The organism is Ruegeria sp. BC2 (genome assembly GCF_056539245.1).
In genome coordinates, this window is the sequence record NZ_JBQFUQ010000003.1 from 70424 (window position 1) to 86475 (window position 16052).

15 protein-coding genes are annotated in these 16052 nt (G+C 63.4%); 8 read left to right on the forward strand and 7 right to left on the reverse strand.

Annotated features, from left to right (window positions below):
- Positions 1–41: 41 nt before the first annotated feature.
- Positions 42–1265, forward strand: coding sequence for a 5-aminolevulinate synthase (gene hemA / locus ACR0CU_RS13610; RefSeq protein WP_170447871.1), 1224 nt, complete (start codon positions 42–44; stop codon positions 1263–1265).
- Positions 1266–1324: 59 nt separating this feature from the next.
- On the opposite strand, the gene ACR0CU_RS13615 is transcribed toward hemA, so the two are convergent.
- The 6 genes from ACR0CU_RS13615 to ACR0CU_RS13640 are packed head-to-tail and all read right to left on the reverse strand — an operon-like array spanning position 1325 to position 6728.
- Positions 1325–1600 carry a cytochrome C oxidase subunit IV family protein gene (locus ACR0CU_RS13615; protein ID WP_170366034.1) on the reverse strand — a complete coding sequence of 92 codons (276 nt, stop codon included), beginning with the start codon at positions 1598–1600 and terminating at the stop codon, positions 1325–1327.
- 4 nt (positions 1601–1604) lie between these two features.
- On the reverse strand, positions 1605–2153 hold the full coding sequence (locus tag ACR0CU_RS13620) for a cytochrome c oxidase subunit 3 (protein ID WP_480643233.1): 549 nt from the start codon (positions 2151–2153) through the stop codon (positions 1605–1607).
- Positions 2150–4072 carry a nitric oxide reductase activation protein NorD gene (locus ACR0CU_RS13625; protein WP_170447875.1) on the reverse strand — a complete coding sequence of 641 codons (1923 nt, stop codon included), beginning with the start codon at positions 4070–4072 and terminating at the stop codon, positions 2150–2152. Before ACR0CU_RS13625 ends, ACR0CU_RS13620 begins: the two co-directional genes overlap by 4 nt.
- A gap of 8 nt (positions 4073–4080) precedes the next feature.
- Positions 4081–4890, reverse strand: coding sequence for a CbbQ/NirQ/NorQ/GpvN family protein (locus tag ACR0CU_RS13630; RefSeq protein WP_254437599.1), 810 nt, complete (start codon positions 4888–4890; stop codon positions 4081–4083).
- A gap of 5 nt (positions 4891–4895) precedes the next feature.
- Positions 4896–6263, reverse strand: coding sequence for a cbb3-type cytochrome c oxidase subunit I (locus ACR0CU_RS13635; protein ID WP_170341159.1), 1368 nt, complete (start codon positions 6261–6263; stop codon positions 4896–4898).
- Between the two features lie 15 nt (positions 6264–6278).
- Positions 6279–6728: a c-type cytochrome gene (locus ACR0CU_RS13640; RefSeq protein WP_005977183.1), complete on the reverse strand. Its 450-nt coding sequence runs from the start codon at positions 6726–6728 to the stop codon at positions 6279–6281.
- Positions 6729–6972: 244 nt separating this feature from the next.
- On the opposite strand from ACR0CU_RS13640, the gene ACR0CU_RS13645 reads away from it, so the two are divergent.
- The gene (locus ACR0CU_RS13645; protein ID WP_480643236.1) at positions 6973–8079 is read left to right on the forward strand and encodes a Hint domain-containing protein; all 1107 of its coding nucleotides are present in this window, start codon (positions 6973–6975) and stop codon (positions 8077–8079) included.
- A gap of 5 nt (positions 8080–8084) precedes the next feature.
- Here ACR0CU_RS13645 and ACR0CU_RS13650 read toward each other — a convergent pair whose 3' ends face one another.
- Positions 8085–9278 carry an NnrS family protein gene (locus ACR0CU_RS13650; RefSeq protein ID WP_480643238.1) on the reverse strand — a complete coding sequence of 398 codons (1194 nt, stop codon included), beginning with the start codon at positions 9276–9278 and terminating at the stop codon, positions 8085–8087.
- A gap of 233 nt (positions 9279–9511) precedes the next feature.
- On the opposite strand from ACR0CU_RS13650, the gene ACR0CU_RS13655 reads away from it, so the two are divergent.
- The 6 genes from ACR0CU_RS13655 to ACR0CU_RS13680 all read left to right on the forward strand — a co-directional run bounded on the left by ACR0CU_RS13655 (position 9512) and on the right by ACR0CU_RS13680 (position 16050).
- Complete coding sequence (locus ACR0CU_RS13655; protein WP_480643240.1) at positions 9512–11188, forward strand: cytochrome D1 domain-containing protein; 1677 nt, start codon at positions 9512–9514, stop codon at positions 11186–11188.
- A gap of 149 nt (positions 11189–11337) precedes the next feature.
- Positions 11338–13125 carry a NapC/NirT family cytochrome c gene (locus ACR0CU_RS13660; protein ID WP_480643242.1) on the forward strand — a complete coding sequence of 596 codons (1788 nt, stop codon included), beginning with the start codon at positions 11338–11340 and terminating at the stop codon, positions 13123–13125.
- A 54-nt stretch (positions 13126–13179) separates the two neighbouring features.
- Complete coding sequence (locus ACR0CU_RS13665) at positions 13180–13587, forward strand: cupredoxin domain-containing protein (RefSeq protein ID WP_480643244.1); 408 nt, start codon at positions 13180–13182, stop codon at positions 13585–13587.
- Between the two features lie 213 nt (positions 13588–13800).
- Positions 13801–14562, forward strand: coding sequence for a uroporphyrinogen-III C-methyltransferase (gene cobA / locus ACR0CU_RS13670; RefSeq protein WP_170372713.1), 762 nt, complete (start codon positions 13801–13803; stop codon positions 14560–14562).
- Positions 14555–14905 (forward strand): c-type cytochrome, encoded by a 351-nt coding sequence (locus ACR0CU_RS13675; RefSeq protein ID WP_480643246.1) that lies wholly within the window; start codon positions 14555–14557, stop codon positions 14903–14905. The genes cobA and ACR0CU_RS13675 overlap by 8 nt, the downstream gene beginning before the upstream one ends.
- Positions 14902–16050 (forward strand): cytochrome D1 domain-containing protein, encoded by a 1149-nt coding sequence (locus ACR0CU_RS13680; RefSeq protein WP_480643248.1) that lies wholly within the window; start codon positions 14902–14904, stop codon positions 16048–16050. The genes ACR0CU_RS13675 and ACR0CU_RS13680 overlap by 4 nt, the downstream gene beginning before the upstream one ends.
- Positions 16051–16052: the final 2 nt, after the last annotated feature.

The following is a 16052-nucleotide window of genomic DNA, read 5'->3' on the forward strand; positions in this document are numbered from 1 at the left end:
AGTCTGCCCGCCAACAGCCAGTTTTCCGGGGAGATCGAGACATGGATTACGAGCGTTTTTTCAGCCAGAGCCTCAGCGACCTGAAGGCCGAGGGCAACTATCGTGTCTTCATCGACCTGCAGCGCAAATGCGGCGCCTTTCCCAATGCCCGCCAGACCGATGGCGCGGCGGCACGGGACGTGCGCATCTGGTGTTCGAACGACTATCTGGGCATGGGCCAGCACCCGTCGGTTCTGGCGGCGATGCATGATGCGCTGGACCGCTGCGGCGCCGGTGCGGGCGGCACCCGCAACATTTCCGGCACCACCCATGACCACGTCCTGTTGGAACACGAACTGGCCGACCTGCACGGGAAAGAGGCGGCGCTGCTGTTCACCTCCGGCTACGTCTCGAACTGGGCGGCGCTGGGGACGCTGGCGGCCAGGATCCCCGGCCTGATCGTGTTCTCGGACGCGCTGAACCATGCCTCGATGATCGAGGGCATCCGCCATTCGCGGGCGCAGAAGGTGATCTGGAAGCACAACGATCTGGACGACCTGCGCGCCAAGCTGGCCGCCGCCGACCCCGAGGCGCCCAAGATGATCGCCTTTGAATCGGTCTATTCGATGGACGGCGACATCGCTCCGATCAAGGAAATCTGCGACCTGGCCGATGAATTCGGCGCCATGACCTATCTGGACGAGGTCCATGCCGTCGGCCTCTATGGTCCCCGCGGCGGCGGCATCGCCGAGCGCGAGGGTCTGATGGACCGCCTGACCGTGATCGAGGGTACGCTGGGCAAGGCCTTCGGTGTGGTGGGCGGCTATATCGCCGCGTCGGTCGCGCTGTGCGATTTCGTGCGCAGCTTTGCCAGCGGGTTCATCTTTACCACCGCCCTGCCCCCGGCGGTCGCGGCCGGGGCCGCGGCCTCGATCCGGCATCTGAAGCAGTCGAATGCCGAACGCGACCTGCAGAAGGCGCGCGTGGCCCAGGTGCGCGCCCGGCTCGACGCCGAGGGCATCCCGCATCTGCCCAACCCCAGCCACATCATCCCGGTGATGGTGGGCGACCCGGTCAAGTGCAAGTTCATCTCGGACACGCTGCTGGAAGAGTTCGGCATCTACATCCAGCCGATCAACTATCCCACCGTGCCCAAGGGCACCGAGCGGCTGCGCATCACGCCCTCGCCCGTGCATACCGATGCCGATATCGACCATCTGGTCGGCGCGCTGTCGGCTTTGTGGCAGCGGTGCCAGATCGCCCGGATGCCGATGGCCGCGCAATAGATTTCTGTCCCTGAACTGGCAAGCCGCCGTGCCCCTGTGCGCGGCGGTTCTTTTTTGCCTCAGACCAGGCAGAGCGCGAAGATCAGTGCCGCAAAGGCGCTCAGCACCAGCGTGAAGCCCCGCAGCCAGGCCGGGCTGCATTCAAGGTCGAGATACCGCGCCAGGATGATGCGGGCCTTGAACAAGGCCAGCAGCAGGATGCCGCCCCCGACCAGCCGGGGCTCAATGGGCACAAGGGTCAGCAGGGCCGAGGCCAGGCTGAGCGCGATCAGGCCGGCCCAGGCGCGGGTCAGGCGATCCGCGCGGGTGTATCGGGCAAAGGAAAAACTCGGCACCGCATCACCCCAACAGATAGATCACCGGAAACAGCAGGATCCAGACCAGATCGACCATGTGCCAGAACTGGCCGCCGGCCTCGATATTGCGGGGATCGTCGCGCCAGGCGACAAGCAGCAGAATGGCGACCCCGGCCAGCACATGCGCGGCATGGAACCCGGTGAGAAGGTAGTAGAACAGGAAAAACGGGTGGGTCTCGTAGCTGATGCCCTGTGCCGCCTTTCCCGCATATTCCGCGCCCTTGATGATCAGGAACACCAAGCCCAGCAGGGCCGCGCCGATCAGCGCCAGCCTTGTGGCGGCGCGGCGTGCGGCCTGTCGCCAGCGTAGGGCCCGCGCCGCCAGAAAGCCCGAGGTGACCAGAACCCCCGTATTGAGCGCGGCCCCGGTGCGGTAGAGATGCGATTGCGCCTCGGCAAAGCCTGCCGGGTCGGTCAGGCGGACGCCCATGAAGGCGATCAGTCCGGCCCCGAACACCAGCAGTTCCGAGACGATCAGAACCCACATCAGCAATTCGCCGGGCAGCTCGTCGATCAGGGACGTATCGCTCATGCGCCGACCAGTTGGCGATAGATCTGCGGCAGGGCCATGTTCAGGCGGTTGGGGTCGGGGATCACCGCAAACCCGCCCTGCCCGAACATGCGCGGGAACCAGCTTTTGCCGGTCTTGTCGATGGTGACGCCAAAGACCGACTGCCCCGCCCGGCGCGCCTCGCGCACGGCCATGCAGGTGTCTTCGATGCCGTGACGGCCCTCGTAGTGGTCCAGATCATTGGGCTTGCCATCGGTGATCACCAGCAGCAGCCGGCGTTTGCGCGCCTGCGCCGCCAGATCGGCCGAGGCATGCCGGATCGCCGCCCCCAGCCGCGTGTAATGGCCCGGCCGCAGAGACGCGATGCGCTGCTCCACGGTGGCGGTCATGGGCTCATTGAACTTTTTGCAGCGCTGCACATATACCCGCTGGCGTTTCAGCGAACTGAAGGCGTGGATAGCGAAATCGTCGCCGCAGGCGTTCAGGCCCCAGGCCAGCGCCGCCAGTGCCTCGCGTTCGATGCCGATCACCGCACGCCCCGCGACCGCGCTTTCGGTCGAGCGGCTGACATCCAGCAGGATCGACACCGCCAGGTCGCGCGCCTCGGGGCGGGATTGCATCCAGACGCGCTCGTTGCCCTCGCCATTGGCGTGGCGGTCCACGGCGCTGCGCACGGCGGCTTCGATGTCCAGCTGGTCGCCGTCCAGATGGCCGCGGGTCATCACCCGGCCCGGGCGCAGGGCCTCGAACTGTCGTTTGACGGCGCGGATGCGGCGGGCGGTGGCCGGGTCCTTGCCGAATTCGGCGGCCTCCTCGCGGATCTCGGCATCCGAGGTCAAAACGTTGACGTGATCGGGCAGGTATTGTCCGGTGCGCACGTCCCACTCTGGGTACAGCACACGCCCCGACAGGCGTTCGCGGTTCACGTCCTCGGGCGCCAGATCGAGATGAAGCTTCAGCCGCGTCGGCGGCGCCTTCGATATCTGACCCAGCCCGATTTCGTCCTGATCATCGGCGGCCTTTTTCGCGTTGTCCGGATCGTCATCGTCGATACGACGGTTGAGGTTCAGGAATTCGGCCCAGCTGAGGATCGCTTCGAACTTGTGCAGGATCAGACTGTCCTGCCGCTCGGCCTGGTCGGATTTGCGGCGGCGGGCGCGGTGGGTCTTTTCGCCCGATTCCTCGGGTGGGCCGTCGGTGTCGCGGCTTTCGACCTCGGTGTGTTCGGAAAAGGCGACCGCGCGCAGTTCGGGCCACAGGGGCACCGGGCGAAACGGCTGGTACCCGCGCGGGGCGGCCACGTCGTCGCCCAGGGCGTCGTAGGCCTGGGCGCGGGCGGACAGGGGGGCCGGGTCGCCCAGCATCCGGCGGATCAGGTCTTCGACGGCGGCCTCGGCCGGGGGCAGGCCGGGCAGGTCACGCTGATACAGCACGCCCTTGCACAGTTCGGTGTAAAGCGGGCGCAGGCCCGGCGCGTCCTCGAGCGTGTCGGCGACCATCGCGCGGGCCGCCTGCAGGGCGCGGATGTCGGCGCGCAGAGGATCGTCCTCGTCGATGCGGGTTCCGGCATGGGCCGCCACCGCCGCCAGCCAGACATAAAGCGCGCCGTTGGCTTCGCGCGCGGGAAACACCGCCAGCCGGTCGGGCAGGCGCAGGACCTCGCCGTCGAAACTGGCGCGCGGGATCAGTTCGGCCTCGGTGGCCAGCTTGCGCCGCCAGCCCAGCCGGTGGCGCGAGAGCTCGGGCGAAACCGGGCGCAGCTCGACGCCCGGACTGCCCCCAAGCCCCCGGAAAAGAACGGCCAGCCGCCCCGCGACCTGCGACAGGTCGACCGCGGCTCCTTCGTGCACCTCTGGTGCATCAAGGCGGCTGGCAAGGGTGTGCCACAGTTTCCCGATCGTTTCTTCGGGTTCCCATGGCTCAAAGTCGATCCAGACCATCGCCGGCCTCACCCAAAGACGGCGGTGACAAGATCGAGGAGCCCGCGTTTGATATCCTCGTCATCGGTCAGAGGTTCGATCATGGCGGCAAGGATGGCGCGGTCGGTGGACATGCCCTGCGCGATCAGCGTCGCGGCATAGACGACCAGGCGGGTGGACACGCCTTCCTCGAGGTCCTGACCCTTGAGCCCGCGCAGCTTGCCCGCCAGCCGCACCAGCGGCTTGCAGCGGTCCAGCGGCAGTCCGCTTTCCTGCGCGACCACCTCGGCTTCCATCTGAGGCGAGGGGAAGTCGAATTCCAGCGAGATGAACCGTTGCCGGGTCGAGGGTTTGAGGGTTTTCAGAATGTTCTGATAGCCGGGGTTGTAGGAGGCCACCAGCATGAAGCCGGGCGCGGCCTCAAGCTCTTCCCCGGTGCGGTCGATCGGCAGGATGCGACGATCGTCGGTCAGCGGGTGCAGCACCACGGTCACGTCCTTGCGCGCCTCGACCACCTCGTCCAGGTAACAGATCGCGCCCTCGCGCACCGCGCGGGTCAGGGGGCCGTCGACCCAAACGGTCTCGCCGCCTTTCAGCAGGTAGCGCCCGATCAGGTCGGCCGCGGCCAGGTCGTCGTGGCAGGCCACGGTATAGAGCGGCCGACCCAGACTGGCGGCCATATGGGACACGAAGCGGGTCTTGCCGCAACCTGTCGGCCCTTTCAGCAGGACCGGCAGCTTGTTGGTATAGGCGGCGGCGAACACGTCGCATTCGTCGCCCTGGGGCAGGTAGAAGGGGGCGTCTGCCGCCCCCGTTCCCAGTTTCATGGAGCCGTCCATATCCATCACTCCGCCGGGGTTTCCACGACGCCGGGTTCGATGACCTCTTTGCGCGGAACCCAGATCGAGTAGATGAACAGCAGCGCACCGATGACCACGACCAGACCGGAGCCGAAGCGCATCCAGTAGAAGATCGCGACCTGATCCTGCACATCCATGTAGTAATCACCCACCACGCGCTGCATGTGCGTCTGGACGGTGCCGGCAAAGGTCAGCACGAAGGTCATGAAGACCATGCCGCCGGTCATCAGCCAGAACGAGGCCATGTTCAGCACCTGATTGTACGGATCACGGTTCTTCAGGATCGGCATCGCATAGGTGAAGATCGCCAGGTTGAGGCAGACATAGGCGCCGTAGAAGGCCAGGTGCCCGTGCGCCGCCGTGATCTGCGTACCGTGGGTATAGTAGTTCACCCCGTGCAGCGTGTGCAGGAAGCCCCAGACGCCGGCGCCGAAGAAGGCCAGCGTGGCACAGCCCAGCGACCACAGCAGCGCGGCCTTGTTGGGGTGGTCCCGACGGCCCTTCCAGACCATGACGAACGCAAAGGCCATCATCGCAAAGAACGGGATCACCTCGAGGCTTGAGAAGATCGACCCGATCCACTGCCAGTAACCCGGCGTACCGATCCAGTAGTAGTGGTGGCCGGTGCCCAAAATGCCCGAGAACAACGCGGCGGCGACGATGACATACAGCCATTTCTCGACCACCTCGCGGTCAACTCCGGTCAGCTTGAGCATCAGGTAGGCCAGGATCGAGGCCATGATCAGCTCCCACACGCCTTCGACCCACAGGTGAACGACGTACCACCAGTACTGCTTGTCGAGGCTCAGGTTGCCCGGGTTGTAGAAGGCGAACAGGAACAGCAGCGCCAGACCCCACAGGCCCAGCAGCAGGATGTTTGTGATGGCGGTCTTCTTGCCCTTCAGAACGGTCAACGACACGTTGTAGAGGAAGATCAGCGCTGCCACGACGATGCCGGCCTTGACCCATTTGGGTTGTTCAAGGAACTCGCGCCCCTCTTTGCCCAGCAGCCAGTTGCCTTCGAACAGGTTGAAGACATAGGTCAGCACCACACCCAGCGTGCCCAGAATCAGGATCGCCAGCTGGATATAGGCCAGCTTGGTCGAGTGGATCTCGCGCTCGGCCTCTTCGGGGATCAGGAAATAGGCCGCGCCAAAAAAGCCGGTGATCAACCACACGATCAGCGCGTTGGTGTGCAGCATCCGCACGATATTGAACGGCAGAAGCTCGCTCAGAAAGTTGGGGGATACATAGATCCAGCCGGCCAGCAGACCGCCGATCACCTGGATCGCGAACAGGCCCATTGCGAATGCGAAATAGGCATAGGCCACTTTTTGGGATTCGTATTTCATTGCTCCGTTCCCTTCTCAGCCCGCGTCATTCGGGGGCCAGTCCTGAGCGTCGATATTGTCCGTCCAGATCAGGAAGTTGGCCAGATCACGGATCTCTTCGTCGCTGAGGTTGAACCTTGGCATCTGCCGGCGACCGGGAATGCCGGTGGGTTGCGCCTCCATCCAGCCCTTGAGAGATTCAAAGGCCGATTCCGGGTCGTCCAGAACGCCCCAGCGGGTCATCACGTTGGCGACCTCGGGGGCGAAATAGGCACCCTCACCCATGATCGAGTGACAGTTGATGCAGGCGTGTTTTTCCCAGACGTGTTTGCCCCGGATCACGCTCTCATCCAGCTTCGCCGAGTTCGGCGAATTGACGATGTACAGGTGTGAGTGGGCCGACAGGGCCAGAAAGATTAAGATGAAGAACAGTGACCCGCCATAGAATATGTTGCGGGCCATGCTCTTGGTCATGACTTCTCGCATTGCGCTCTCCTTTGCGCCGCTTTGCTGGTGGGGGGACAATGGCGGGATGGGCGGTTTGCCGCCTTAACGAAAGTCAAGACTCTGTCCTGGCACGCGGCCAATAGGCTACATTCCCTTAAAATAAGCGTGAAATGCCCCGAAATCGCCTTGAACCGCTGTTATCAGGGTGCGAAGTCAGATGGAGTGTCCGGGTCCGTGATGTGCTGTTCCGGTGTCTTTGATTGAGCGAGTGAACGAGTAAGAGATGGCGAACTATTCCTATATCGGCTACGCGCCAGGGGTGATTTCACTTAGTTTTACCGGGTTTAACTCCGGTACCATCACTCTGAGTTCAGGCTATGATCCGAACACCGATCGCCGGGTATTTGACGTAACCGACGCGGCCGGTGGAACGCTCGTGAACGGAGATCCGGACAACGGAACTGATTTCAACGGCGACCGTTTCAACAACGAAGTCGGCGATGACCTGACACAGACAGGCGTCGTCACCAGCCTTGACGGATCAACCACCTTTGATTCCGGCGCTATCTATCTGGAAGAATCCTACTCCCTGACCAAACCGGGCGGCGGTACGATCGATGTTTTCCGGGTCGAGGTTGAAGGGAATCTTGTCGGATACATCACGTCCGAACCTTTGGTACCCGGTACCGCCTATTCCTTCATTCGTTCGAATGTGACCCCTTCAAACGCTCCGGACACCACCGATCCCACAGCCATTGTCGACGTGCCCTGTTTTACCGCCGGTACGCTGATCGAAACACCCACCGGCGCCAAGGCGATAGAAGATCTGGCCGAAGGCGATCTGGTGCTGACGCTCGATCACGGCCCGCAACCGATTCGCTGGATCGGCTCGCGCATCCTAACGTCGGTCGATTTGCAGGCCAACCCACGCCTGCGTCCGATCTGTGTATCAGCCGGAGCGCTGGGGGCGGGTCTACCGCGGCGCGACCTGCGGGTCTCTCCGCAGCACCGGATGCTGGTTCGCTCGGCGATTGCCGTGCGCATGTTCGACGCCCAAGAGGTGCTGATCCCCGCCCACAAGCTGGTCGGCGTTCCCGGCGTTCATGTCGATGAAACCGCCAGCAGCGTGACGTACTACCACATCCTGTTCGACCGCCATGAAATCGTGACCGCCGAGGGGGCTCCGTCGGAAAGCCTGTACACCGGGCCAGAAGCACTCAAAAGCATCGGCCGGGATGCCCGAGACGAGATCTTCGAGATTTTCCCCGAGCTTGACGACCCGGATCATGTCCCGATCGCAGCTCGGCCCATTCCCGAAACCGGCAAGCGTGCGCGGCACATGATCCATCGGCATGTCAAAAACGCGCGACCATTGATCGACCGGGCCTGAGCCGCTCAGGACGGTACCGCACGCGGACCCACCAAGGCCGGCCACATCGCCACCACATACAGCGCCATCGCGCTGATCCACAGCCCGTCGGCGACCAGCATGGAGGTCAGAAAATGCGCGTCCAACCCGGACCCAATCCAGCGCAAAATCGCAGCCAGAGCCATCGCACCGTAGGCGACGACCACCGGCGCGGGGGCGACCAGCCCCCGTCCGCTATGGCCAAGCGCCGCGCGGCTCATGACCGCCAGGGTCATCCCACCCACACAGCCGATGCCCAACACATGCAGCGCACCAAGTTCACTGCCGAAGCCCAAAAGGCTGATACCCCACAGTACCAGCCCAAGGCCCAGCATACCCAAGGCCAGATGCAGCGCGAACAGGATCGGCTGCCGGAGCGCCCAAGCCCCCCGCCAACCTGACAGGCGCAAGCCCTGTATCGCTCCGAGGACCAGCGCCAAAATCGCGACCGGGTACCCGGCCCCGAAGATCAACATCGCAGCGGGCAGCAGCAGGGCCAGCACCATGTTGCTTTTTTCCATCCAATCGCGACTGACAGGCCACTCAGCTTCGGGCACGCCTTCGCGCTTCATTGCGTTGCGCGTAAAGGCCGGAGTGATCCGACCTCCCAGAATGGCGATCATGGAACACAAGGCCAGCAGTCCTGTGCGGAGGCCGACATCGAGGGTTCCGGTCGTCACTCCGATCCAGTCCAGATGGGTCAACAGGTTGGACACCCAGATGTAGGCCAGCAACAGAAGAAAGATCATGTTCTGCGGTTTTGGTCGCCGGATCAGCTGGGTGGCAATCTTGGCCGCAAGAACCGGCAGGAAGGCGAGATCGAGCACCGCGACAATCACCGGGTCGATCACACCCGAAAACCACAGTGCCACGCGCCCGGCCAACCACAGCGCCGCTGCCGCGGCAATAAACAAGCGCCGCGCCTCGGGGGCGCCGGTCCAGTTGGGAACGGCGGTCAGAAAGAACCCGCCCAGTGCGGCACTGGCATAGCCGAAAATCATCTCGTGCGCGTGCCACATCGGCGGGCTCATGGCATAGGGCGTCTCGGTCCATATTTCGATCCCTGCCAGCGTTGCCAGCCACCCTCCCCAGGCCAGACCGGCAAACACGCCGTAAAGACCTGCAAACAGAAAAAAGACCCGGAACCCCTCACCCATAACGCGCGTGATTGCCGATGGCATGCCTGCTCTCCTTGACCAAGCTGTTCGATGGCCAAGCACTAGCAACCGGCGGACCCGCGCCCCTTAACCAAAATCAAGCGTCGGCGAAAACATGACCCCAAAAAGCACTTATTTTCATGGCTTTTTTCCGCGTCATTTCCGTCTGAACACCCCCTCCGTTGACTTTCGTCAAGGAGAAGACGCCCGTCCCGGCGCAGTGTCCGGCCTGCCTCACCAGCAAACGGAGAGTGATCATGTCACTTGGAATCAGCCATTACACCACCGGCCGCGCCTTCAGGGTCGGTCTGGCCATGTTGTTGGGCAGCGTCGCTGCTCCGACATTCGCCGAAGAGCCAACCCTGAGCGACGAAGCCTTCGAGGCTTCGAAACAGCTCTACTTCGAACAATGTGCCGGCTGCCACGGCGTGCTGCGCAAGGGCGCCACCGGCAAGAACCTCGAGCCACACTGGAAGAAAACCGCAGCCGACGGCACCGTGACCGAAGGCGGCACCTTGCAACTGGGCCAGGAGCGCCTTGAAAAAATCATCGCGTGGGGCACCGAAGGCGGTATGAACAACTTCTCGGACATCATGACCGAGGAGCAGATCCGCGACATGGCGACCTACATCATGATGGACCCGCCCAAGCCGCCGGAAATGTCGCTGGAACAGATGAAGGCGACCCGCAAGGTCTATGTCGAAGAGGCAGACTATCCGACCGAGCCGCTGCACGGTCGCAACTGGGAGAACTTCTTCGTCGTCATCGAACGTGACGTGGGCAAGGTGGCCGTAATCGACGGCGACACCAAAGAGGTGCTGACCCACATCCCCACCGGCTATGCCGTGCACGTTCTGAAAGCGTCCGAACACCATAGCCTGACCGAACCGGAACATCCCGGCCGCTTCTGGTACACCATGGGTCGCGACGGCAAGATGACCAAAATCGACCTCTGGCAGACGCCGGACAAGATGTTGGTCTCTGAGGTCAAGATCGCCTATGACGCCCGCGACGTCGCAGTTTCCGGCGATGGCAAATACGTCATCGGTGGTGGTTACTGGCCGCCGCACTTCGCGATCGTTGACGCCAAAACCATGGAACCGCTCAAGGTCGTTTCGACCCGCGGCGTGAACGTGGACGGCGACTATGTCGAAGAAAGCCGCGTGGCCGCGATCTACACGACACCGAACGAACCGACCTGGATCGTCGCCGTGAAAGAGTTGGGCCAGTTGTGGCAGGTCGATTACACGGACCTCGACAACCTGCGCATCGACAAGATCGACAGCGCCAAGTTCCTGCATGACGGGTTCTTTGACCCGACGGGCCGCTATTTCCAGATCGCCGCGAACGCGTCGAACAAAATGGTAGTCGTCGATACCGAAACCCACAAGCTGGAGGCGATGATCGACACCGCCGCCCTGCCGCACCCCGGACCGGGCGCAAACTGGGTCGATCCGAACTGTGGACCGGTTGCCGGCACGACCCACCTGGGTGTGGGTACCGTGACCGTTTGGGGCAACGACCCCGAAGGCCACCCGGATCAGGCTTGGAAGGTCTGCTACGAAGTGGAGACGGACGGCCCCGGCCTGTTTGTCCGCACCCACCCGAACTCGGACTACATCTGGGCTGACCAGACCAAACACCCCGAGCCGGAAATCCAGCAGTCGGTGCAAGTCATCTCGAAAGAGACCGGCGAGATCGTGAAAACGATCCAGATCACCGAAGACGAAGGCAGTGCCGCCGTTCACTTTGAATTCAATGCCGACGGCACCGAGGTCTGGGTCTCCAAGTGGAACCTGTCGGACTCCAAGGAGCCCAACGGTCAAATCGTGATCTTCGACGCCAAGTCGCTGGAAGAGATCGGCCGTATCGACGGGCTCTATGCGCCGACCGGCAAGTTCAACGTCTACAACCGCTCGAACCACGTCACCTGACGGGTTGGCAGCAAGCACAGGAAAGGGCGGGCCCCTCGCCCGCCCTTTCCACGTTTGTCCGCGGCGGGCGCCCTGCCCGGCATCCCAACCACCATTCCAACCGGCCTGAAATCCAAGGCCAGACATGACAGCCAAAACGGAGCCTGGACATGACCCAGTCCGAACCGGAAAAGAAAAAACCGATCTGGCGCCGGTATTTCCTGTGGGGAATGCCCGTGGCCGGCATTGCCGCGGCCTTTGTCGCCGGCATCATCTTCTGGGGCGGGTTCAACACCGCCATGGAAGCCACCAACACCGAGAAATTCTGTGTCTCGTGCCATGAGATGCGCGACTATATCTACACCGAGTACAAGGGCACGATCCATGACGTAAACCGCTCGGGCGTGGGCGCGGTCTGTTCGGACTGCCACGTGCCCAAGGACTGGACACACAAGATCATCCGCAAGATCAAAGCCTCGAGAGAGCTGTACGGCAAGATAGTCGGCTCGATCAGCACGCCCGAGAAATTCGAGGCCAAGCGCATCCATCTGGCCATGAACGAATGGCAGCGGATGAAAAAGACAGACTCGCGCGAATGCCGCAACTGCCACGATTTCGAGTCGATGATGCCCGAGTTCCAAAAGCCACGCGCGCGGCAGCAGCACCTGAACGCGATGGAGGTCGGCCAGACCTGCATCGACTGCCACAAGGGCATCGCGCACTCGAACATCCGTGACCGCGCACCCGAGGATTTCCTGGAAGAGCTCGAAGCCCCGAACCCGGCCTTCGCCCGTCCGATCCCGCCGGAATACCTGGCCAGCCTGGAACGGATCGAAGCCAAGGAGGCCGCCGAGGCCGAAGCCGAGAAAGCCGCCCGCAAAGCCCAGCAGGAGGCGGTGCAGGCACAGATCGCCGCTGCGGTCGACGCTGCCGTGGCCGAGGAACGCGCCAAGGCCGATGGCACCGCAACCGACGCCGCGGCCTCGGGCGGCAGCGACGTTGGTGGCAACATCGACTGGAACGCCGTGGCCAGCACCGATCTGAAACTGTTCTATCCGGGACAGGCTTCGTTCGAATGGGTACAGAATGGCAAGACCCACGGCGGCGCCCGTCCGCTGACCAAAGGTGGCGACCAGTGCTCGACCTGCCACTCCAAGGAGCTGGACGCGATCGGCAACAAAATCGTCGCCGGCGGTGAACTCGAACCGACCCCCATCCCAGGCAAACGCGGGGTGATCGACGCCACGGTTCAGGCCGCGCATGACGACGAAAACCTGTATATCCGGCTGCAATGGGCGGATGCAGGCCACAATCCCGTGCCCTTCGTCGACGGCGGCAAGATGGACCCGGACAACCCGATCAAGGTCGCCATGATGATCACCGGCACCGGGATCGAGCTGGGCGAACAGGTGGGGTGCTGGGCTTCGTGCCACGCCGACAACACCTACATGCCCTTTGCGCCCGATGCCGAAACCATCGCCGCCAACCCGGACGTGGCCGCACGCCTAACGGCCAAGGACACCGTCACCAAGTACATCAGCGAAAGCCGCACCGAGGTCGAAGTCAAAGGCCGGCGCGGCAAGCCGCTGGGCGGTTGGGACAAGCTGCAGGCCGAAGAACAGATCGCGCAGTACCTGCAGGACGGCACTTTCCTTGACCTGATGCGCGTCTATGCCGATGGCAGCGCCACCAACGGCTATCTGCTGGAACAGCGCGTGGTCAACGATGGCGAGATCTCGGCCTCGGCCAGCCTGTCGGGCGGCATGTGGACGGTGGTGTTCTCACGTCCGCTGAACTCGGGCGCGCCGGGCGACGTGCCGCTGGAGCCGGGCAAGTCCTACACGGTGGGCTTTGCCATCCACGATGATCACTCGGCGGCGCGGTTCCACCACGTCACGCTGAACACCAGCCTCGCGCTGGACGACGATAGCGCCGACATCAACGTGGTCAAACAGTAACGAAAAGGGGCCGGCAATCCGGCCCCTTTTCCACGGCCGAGGAGACACGCGACCATGACGACCAAGCCCCTTCTGACCGCAGTCCTGACCCTAGCGATGGTTCTGCCAGCCCTGGCCGATGAAGCCGACCAGATCTGCGCCCAGGCCGAGGAACGCTATGTCGAACTCTTCGGCGAACCCTCCGACGCCGTGCAGGATGCCGAGGTGGTGCTGATGTACAAGTACCACTTCTGCCCGGCCCGGATCACGATCAAGCCCGGCACCACGGTGCGCTGGGTCAACGTGGACAAGCGCACCAGCCACTCGGTGCTGTTGAAGGATGGCAGCCAGCCCGAATCCGACCGCATCTTTCCCGAGGAATCGGTCGAGATGACGTTCCTTGAACCCGGCCCGCAGGACTATCTGTGCGGCCCGCATTGGGAAACGCAGAACATGGTCGGCATGGTCACCGTCGAGCACTGAACGCAGGCAGACATACAGGCAAACTAAAGGAGCGCGGGCGCAAATCCCGCGCTCCTTAACTTATGTCAAGGAGGCCTCTTTGCGAATGCGCCAGTCTGCGGCCATGACACGCCCGGCCATCCCAGCAACGTCCCGATCCGCCGCTCTGTCCGCGCTCGGAACCGACCGGAACACCCGGGTCCCGATGACATTCAGACCAAGCGAGATTGCACCATGAGCGGTAAGGTTTTTCTGATCGGCGCCGGACCCGGAGACCCCGAATTGATGACCCTGCGTGCCTTGCGCATGCTGCGCGAGGCGGATGTGGTGGTCTACGACCGTCTGGTTTCGGAGGAGATCCTGGCCATGCACGCCCCCGGTGCGCGGCTGATCCCCGTGGGCAAGGCGCCCAAATGCCATACCGTGCCGCAGGACCGGATCAACCAGATCCTGCTGGAACAGGCCCGCGCGGGCCACAGGGTTGCCCGCCTCAAGGGGGGCGATCCGATGATCTTTGGCCGCGGCTCGGAAGAGGCGGCGTTTCTGATGGACCATGGCATTGCGGTTGAATACGCGCCCGGCATCACCGCGGCGCAGGGGGCAAGCTGTTCGACCGGCGTGCCGCTGACCCATCGCGGGCTGGCCACCTCGGTTCAATATGTCACTGGCCATCGTCAGGCCGATAAGGTGCTGGACCTCGACTGGAAGCGCCTGGCGGACCCTGACACCACCTTGGTCATCTACATGGGCGTCGCCAATATTGGCCAGATCGCCATGGGCCTGATGACCGAGAACCTGCCGGGATCGACCCCCGTCCTGGCCGTCGGCAAGGCGACCACCCCGGACGAGCGCCGCCTTGTCTCGCGTCTTGACCGTGTCGCCGCCGACGTGCGCGCGGCCGGTCTGGCCGCCCCTACCCTGTTCATCATCGGCAAGGTCGTGTCGCTTTATGCCGAACGGCCGGTTGCCGAGTTGCTGGAGCACGCTCATGGCTAGGACTCTGCCCATTGACCCAGGCCGTCGGGACTGGCCCGGGCGCGCGGTGCTGACCGCCGCCGTGCTGGTGGCCACCTCAGCCTTTGCCGCCGACACGCTGGACCCCAACGCGCTGAAGCGTCTGGTGCATCAGGATTGCGGGTCCTGCCACGGTCTGACCCTGAAAGGCGGGCTGGGCCCCGATCTGCGGGCCGGAAACCTGCAGCACTATGACCCCGAAATCCTGACCGGCGTAATCCTGGACGGCATCCCCGACACGGCCATGCCGCCGTGGCGGCCCCTCATCAGCGAGGAAGAGGCCGAATGGATCGCCCGTTATCTGCTGAAACCGGAGGCGCAATGAAACAGTTTGTCCTTGGCCTGGCGGCCGCGCTGCTGATGACCGCAGCCCATGCCGAACCCACCGCCACCGGAGACCTGGGGCTGGTGATCGAACGGGCCACCGGCTCGGTCCTGCTGATCGATCAGTCCGACCGCGCCGCGCTGGCCCGGATCGAGGGGCTGGGCGATCTGTCCCATGCCTCGCTGGTCTATTCGCCCGACGAACGCTTTGCCTATGTCTTCGGGCGCGACGGCGGGCTGACCAAGGTCGATATCGTGACCCGTCAGATCGCCAAACGGGTCGTGCAGGCCGGCAACGCCATCGGCGGAGCGATCTCTGACGATGGCACGCTGGTGGCGGTGTCGAACTATGAACCCGGCGGGGTGCGCGTCTTTGACGCCGACACGCTGGATCTGGTGGCCGACATCCCTACCGGCAGCAAGACCATCGGCCTTGTCGATGCACCGGGCCGCCGTTTCGTGTTCACCATGTGGGACACGGGCGAGACCTGGATCGCCGATTTCGCGCGCGGCACCGACCCGCAGATCACCAAGATCATTGACATGGGTAAAAATCCTTATGACGCACTGATCACCGCCAATGGCCGCACCTACATCACCGGCCTGTTCGGGCAGGACGGGCTGACCGCTCTGGATTTGTGGGACGACACGCCCGAACCGATCCGGGTGCTGCCCGGTTATGGGCGCGGCCAACAAGAGATGCCCGTCTACAAGATGCCCCATCTGGAAGGCTGGGCGCATACGGGCGCCGAATTCGTATTGCCGGCCGTCGGCCATCACCAAGTGCTCTGGGTCGATGCCGATAAACTCACGGAAACCGGGCGCACCCAGACTTATGGCCAGCCCGTCTTTGCCATGGCGCGGCCCGACGGCCGGCAGGTCTGGGTGAATTTCGCCCACCCGATGAACGACACGATCCAAGTGATCGACACGGTCAGCAAACAGGTCATCCACGAATTCAAACCCGGCCCGGCGGTGCTGCACATGGAGTTCACCCCGCGTGGGCACGAGGTCTGGATCAGCGTGCGCGATGCCAACAAGATCATGGTCTATGACACCCACAGCTTTAAAAAGCTGCGGGAAATCCAGGCCGACAGCCCCTCGGGCATCTTCTTCACCGCGCGTGCGCACAGAACGGGGCTGTAAGC

Bases quoted from the DNA above. Each gene is read 5' to 3' on its own strand.
- ACR0CU_RS13620 (WP_480643233.1), bottom strand. From the start codon at position 2,153: ATGAGCGATACGTCCCTGATCGACGAGCTGCCCGGCGAATTGCTGATG.
- ACR0CU_RS13660 (WP_480643242.1), top strand. From the start codon at position 11,338: ATGACCCAGTCCGAACCGGAAAAGAAAAAACCGATCTGGCGCCGGTAT.
- ACR0CU_RS13650 (WP_480643238.1), bottom strand. From the start codon at position 9,278: ATGCCATCGGCAATCACGCGCGTTATGGGTGAGGGGTTCCGGGTCTTT.
- ACR0CU_RS13630 (WP_254437599.1), bottom strand. From the start codon at position 4,890: ATGGACGGCTCCATGAAACTGGGAACGGGGGCGGCAGACGCCCCCTTC.
- ACR0CU_RS13680 (WP_480643248.1), top strand. From the start codon at position 14,902: ATGAAACAGTTTGTCCTTGGCCTGGCGGCCGCGCTGCTGATGACCGCA.
- cobA (WP_170372713.1), top strand. From the start codon at position 13,801: ATGAGCGGTAAGGTTTTTCTGATCGGCGCCGGACCCGGAGACCCCGAA.
- ACR0CU_RS13625 (WP_170447875.1), bottom strand. From the start codon at position 4,072: ATGGTCTGGATCGACTTTGAGCCATGGGAACCCGAAGAAACGATCGGG.
- hemA (WP_170447871.1), top strand. From the start codon at position 42: ATGGATTACGAGCGTTTTTTCAGCCAGAGCCTCAGCGACCTGAAGGCC.
- ACR0CU_RS13655 (WP_480643240.1), top strand. From the start codon at position 9,512: ATGTCACTTGGAATCAGCCATTACACCACCGGCCGCGCCTTCAGGGTC.
- ACR0CU_RS13645 (WP_480643236.1), top strand. From the start codon at position 6,973: ATGGCGAACTATTCCTATATCGGCTACGCGCCAGGGGTGATTTCACTT.
- ACR0CU_RS13640 (WP_005977183.1), bottom strand. From the start codon at position 6,728: ATGCGAGAAGTCATGACCAAGAGCATGGCCCGCAACATATTCTATGGC.
- ACR0CU_RS13635 (WP_170341159.1), bottom strand. From the start codon at position 6,263: ATGAAATACGAATCCCAAAAAGTGGCCTATGCCTATTTCGCATTCGCA.
- ACR0CU_RS13665 (WP_480643244.1), top strand. From the start codon at position 13,180: ATGACGACCAAGCCCCTTCTGACCGCAGTCCTGACCCTAGCGATGGTT.
- ACR0CU_RS13675 (WP_480643246.1), top strand. From the start codon at position 14,555: ATGGCTAGGACTCTGCCCATTGACCCAGGCCGTCGGGACTGGCCCGGG.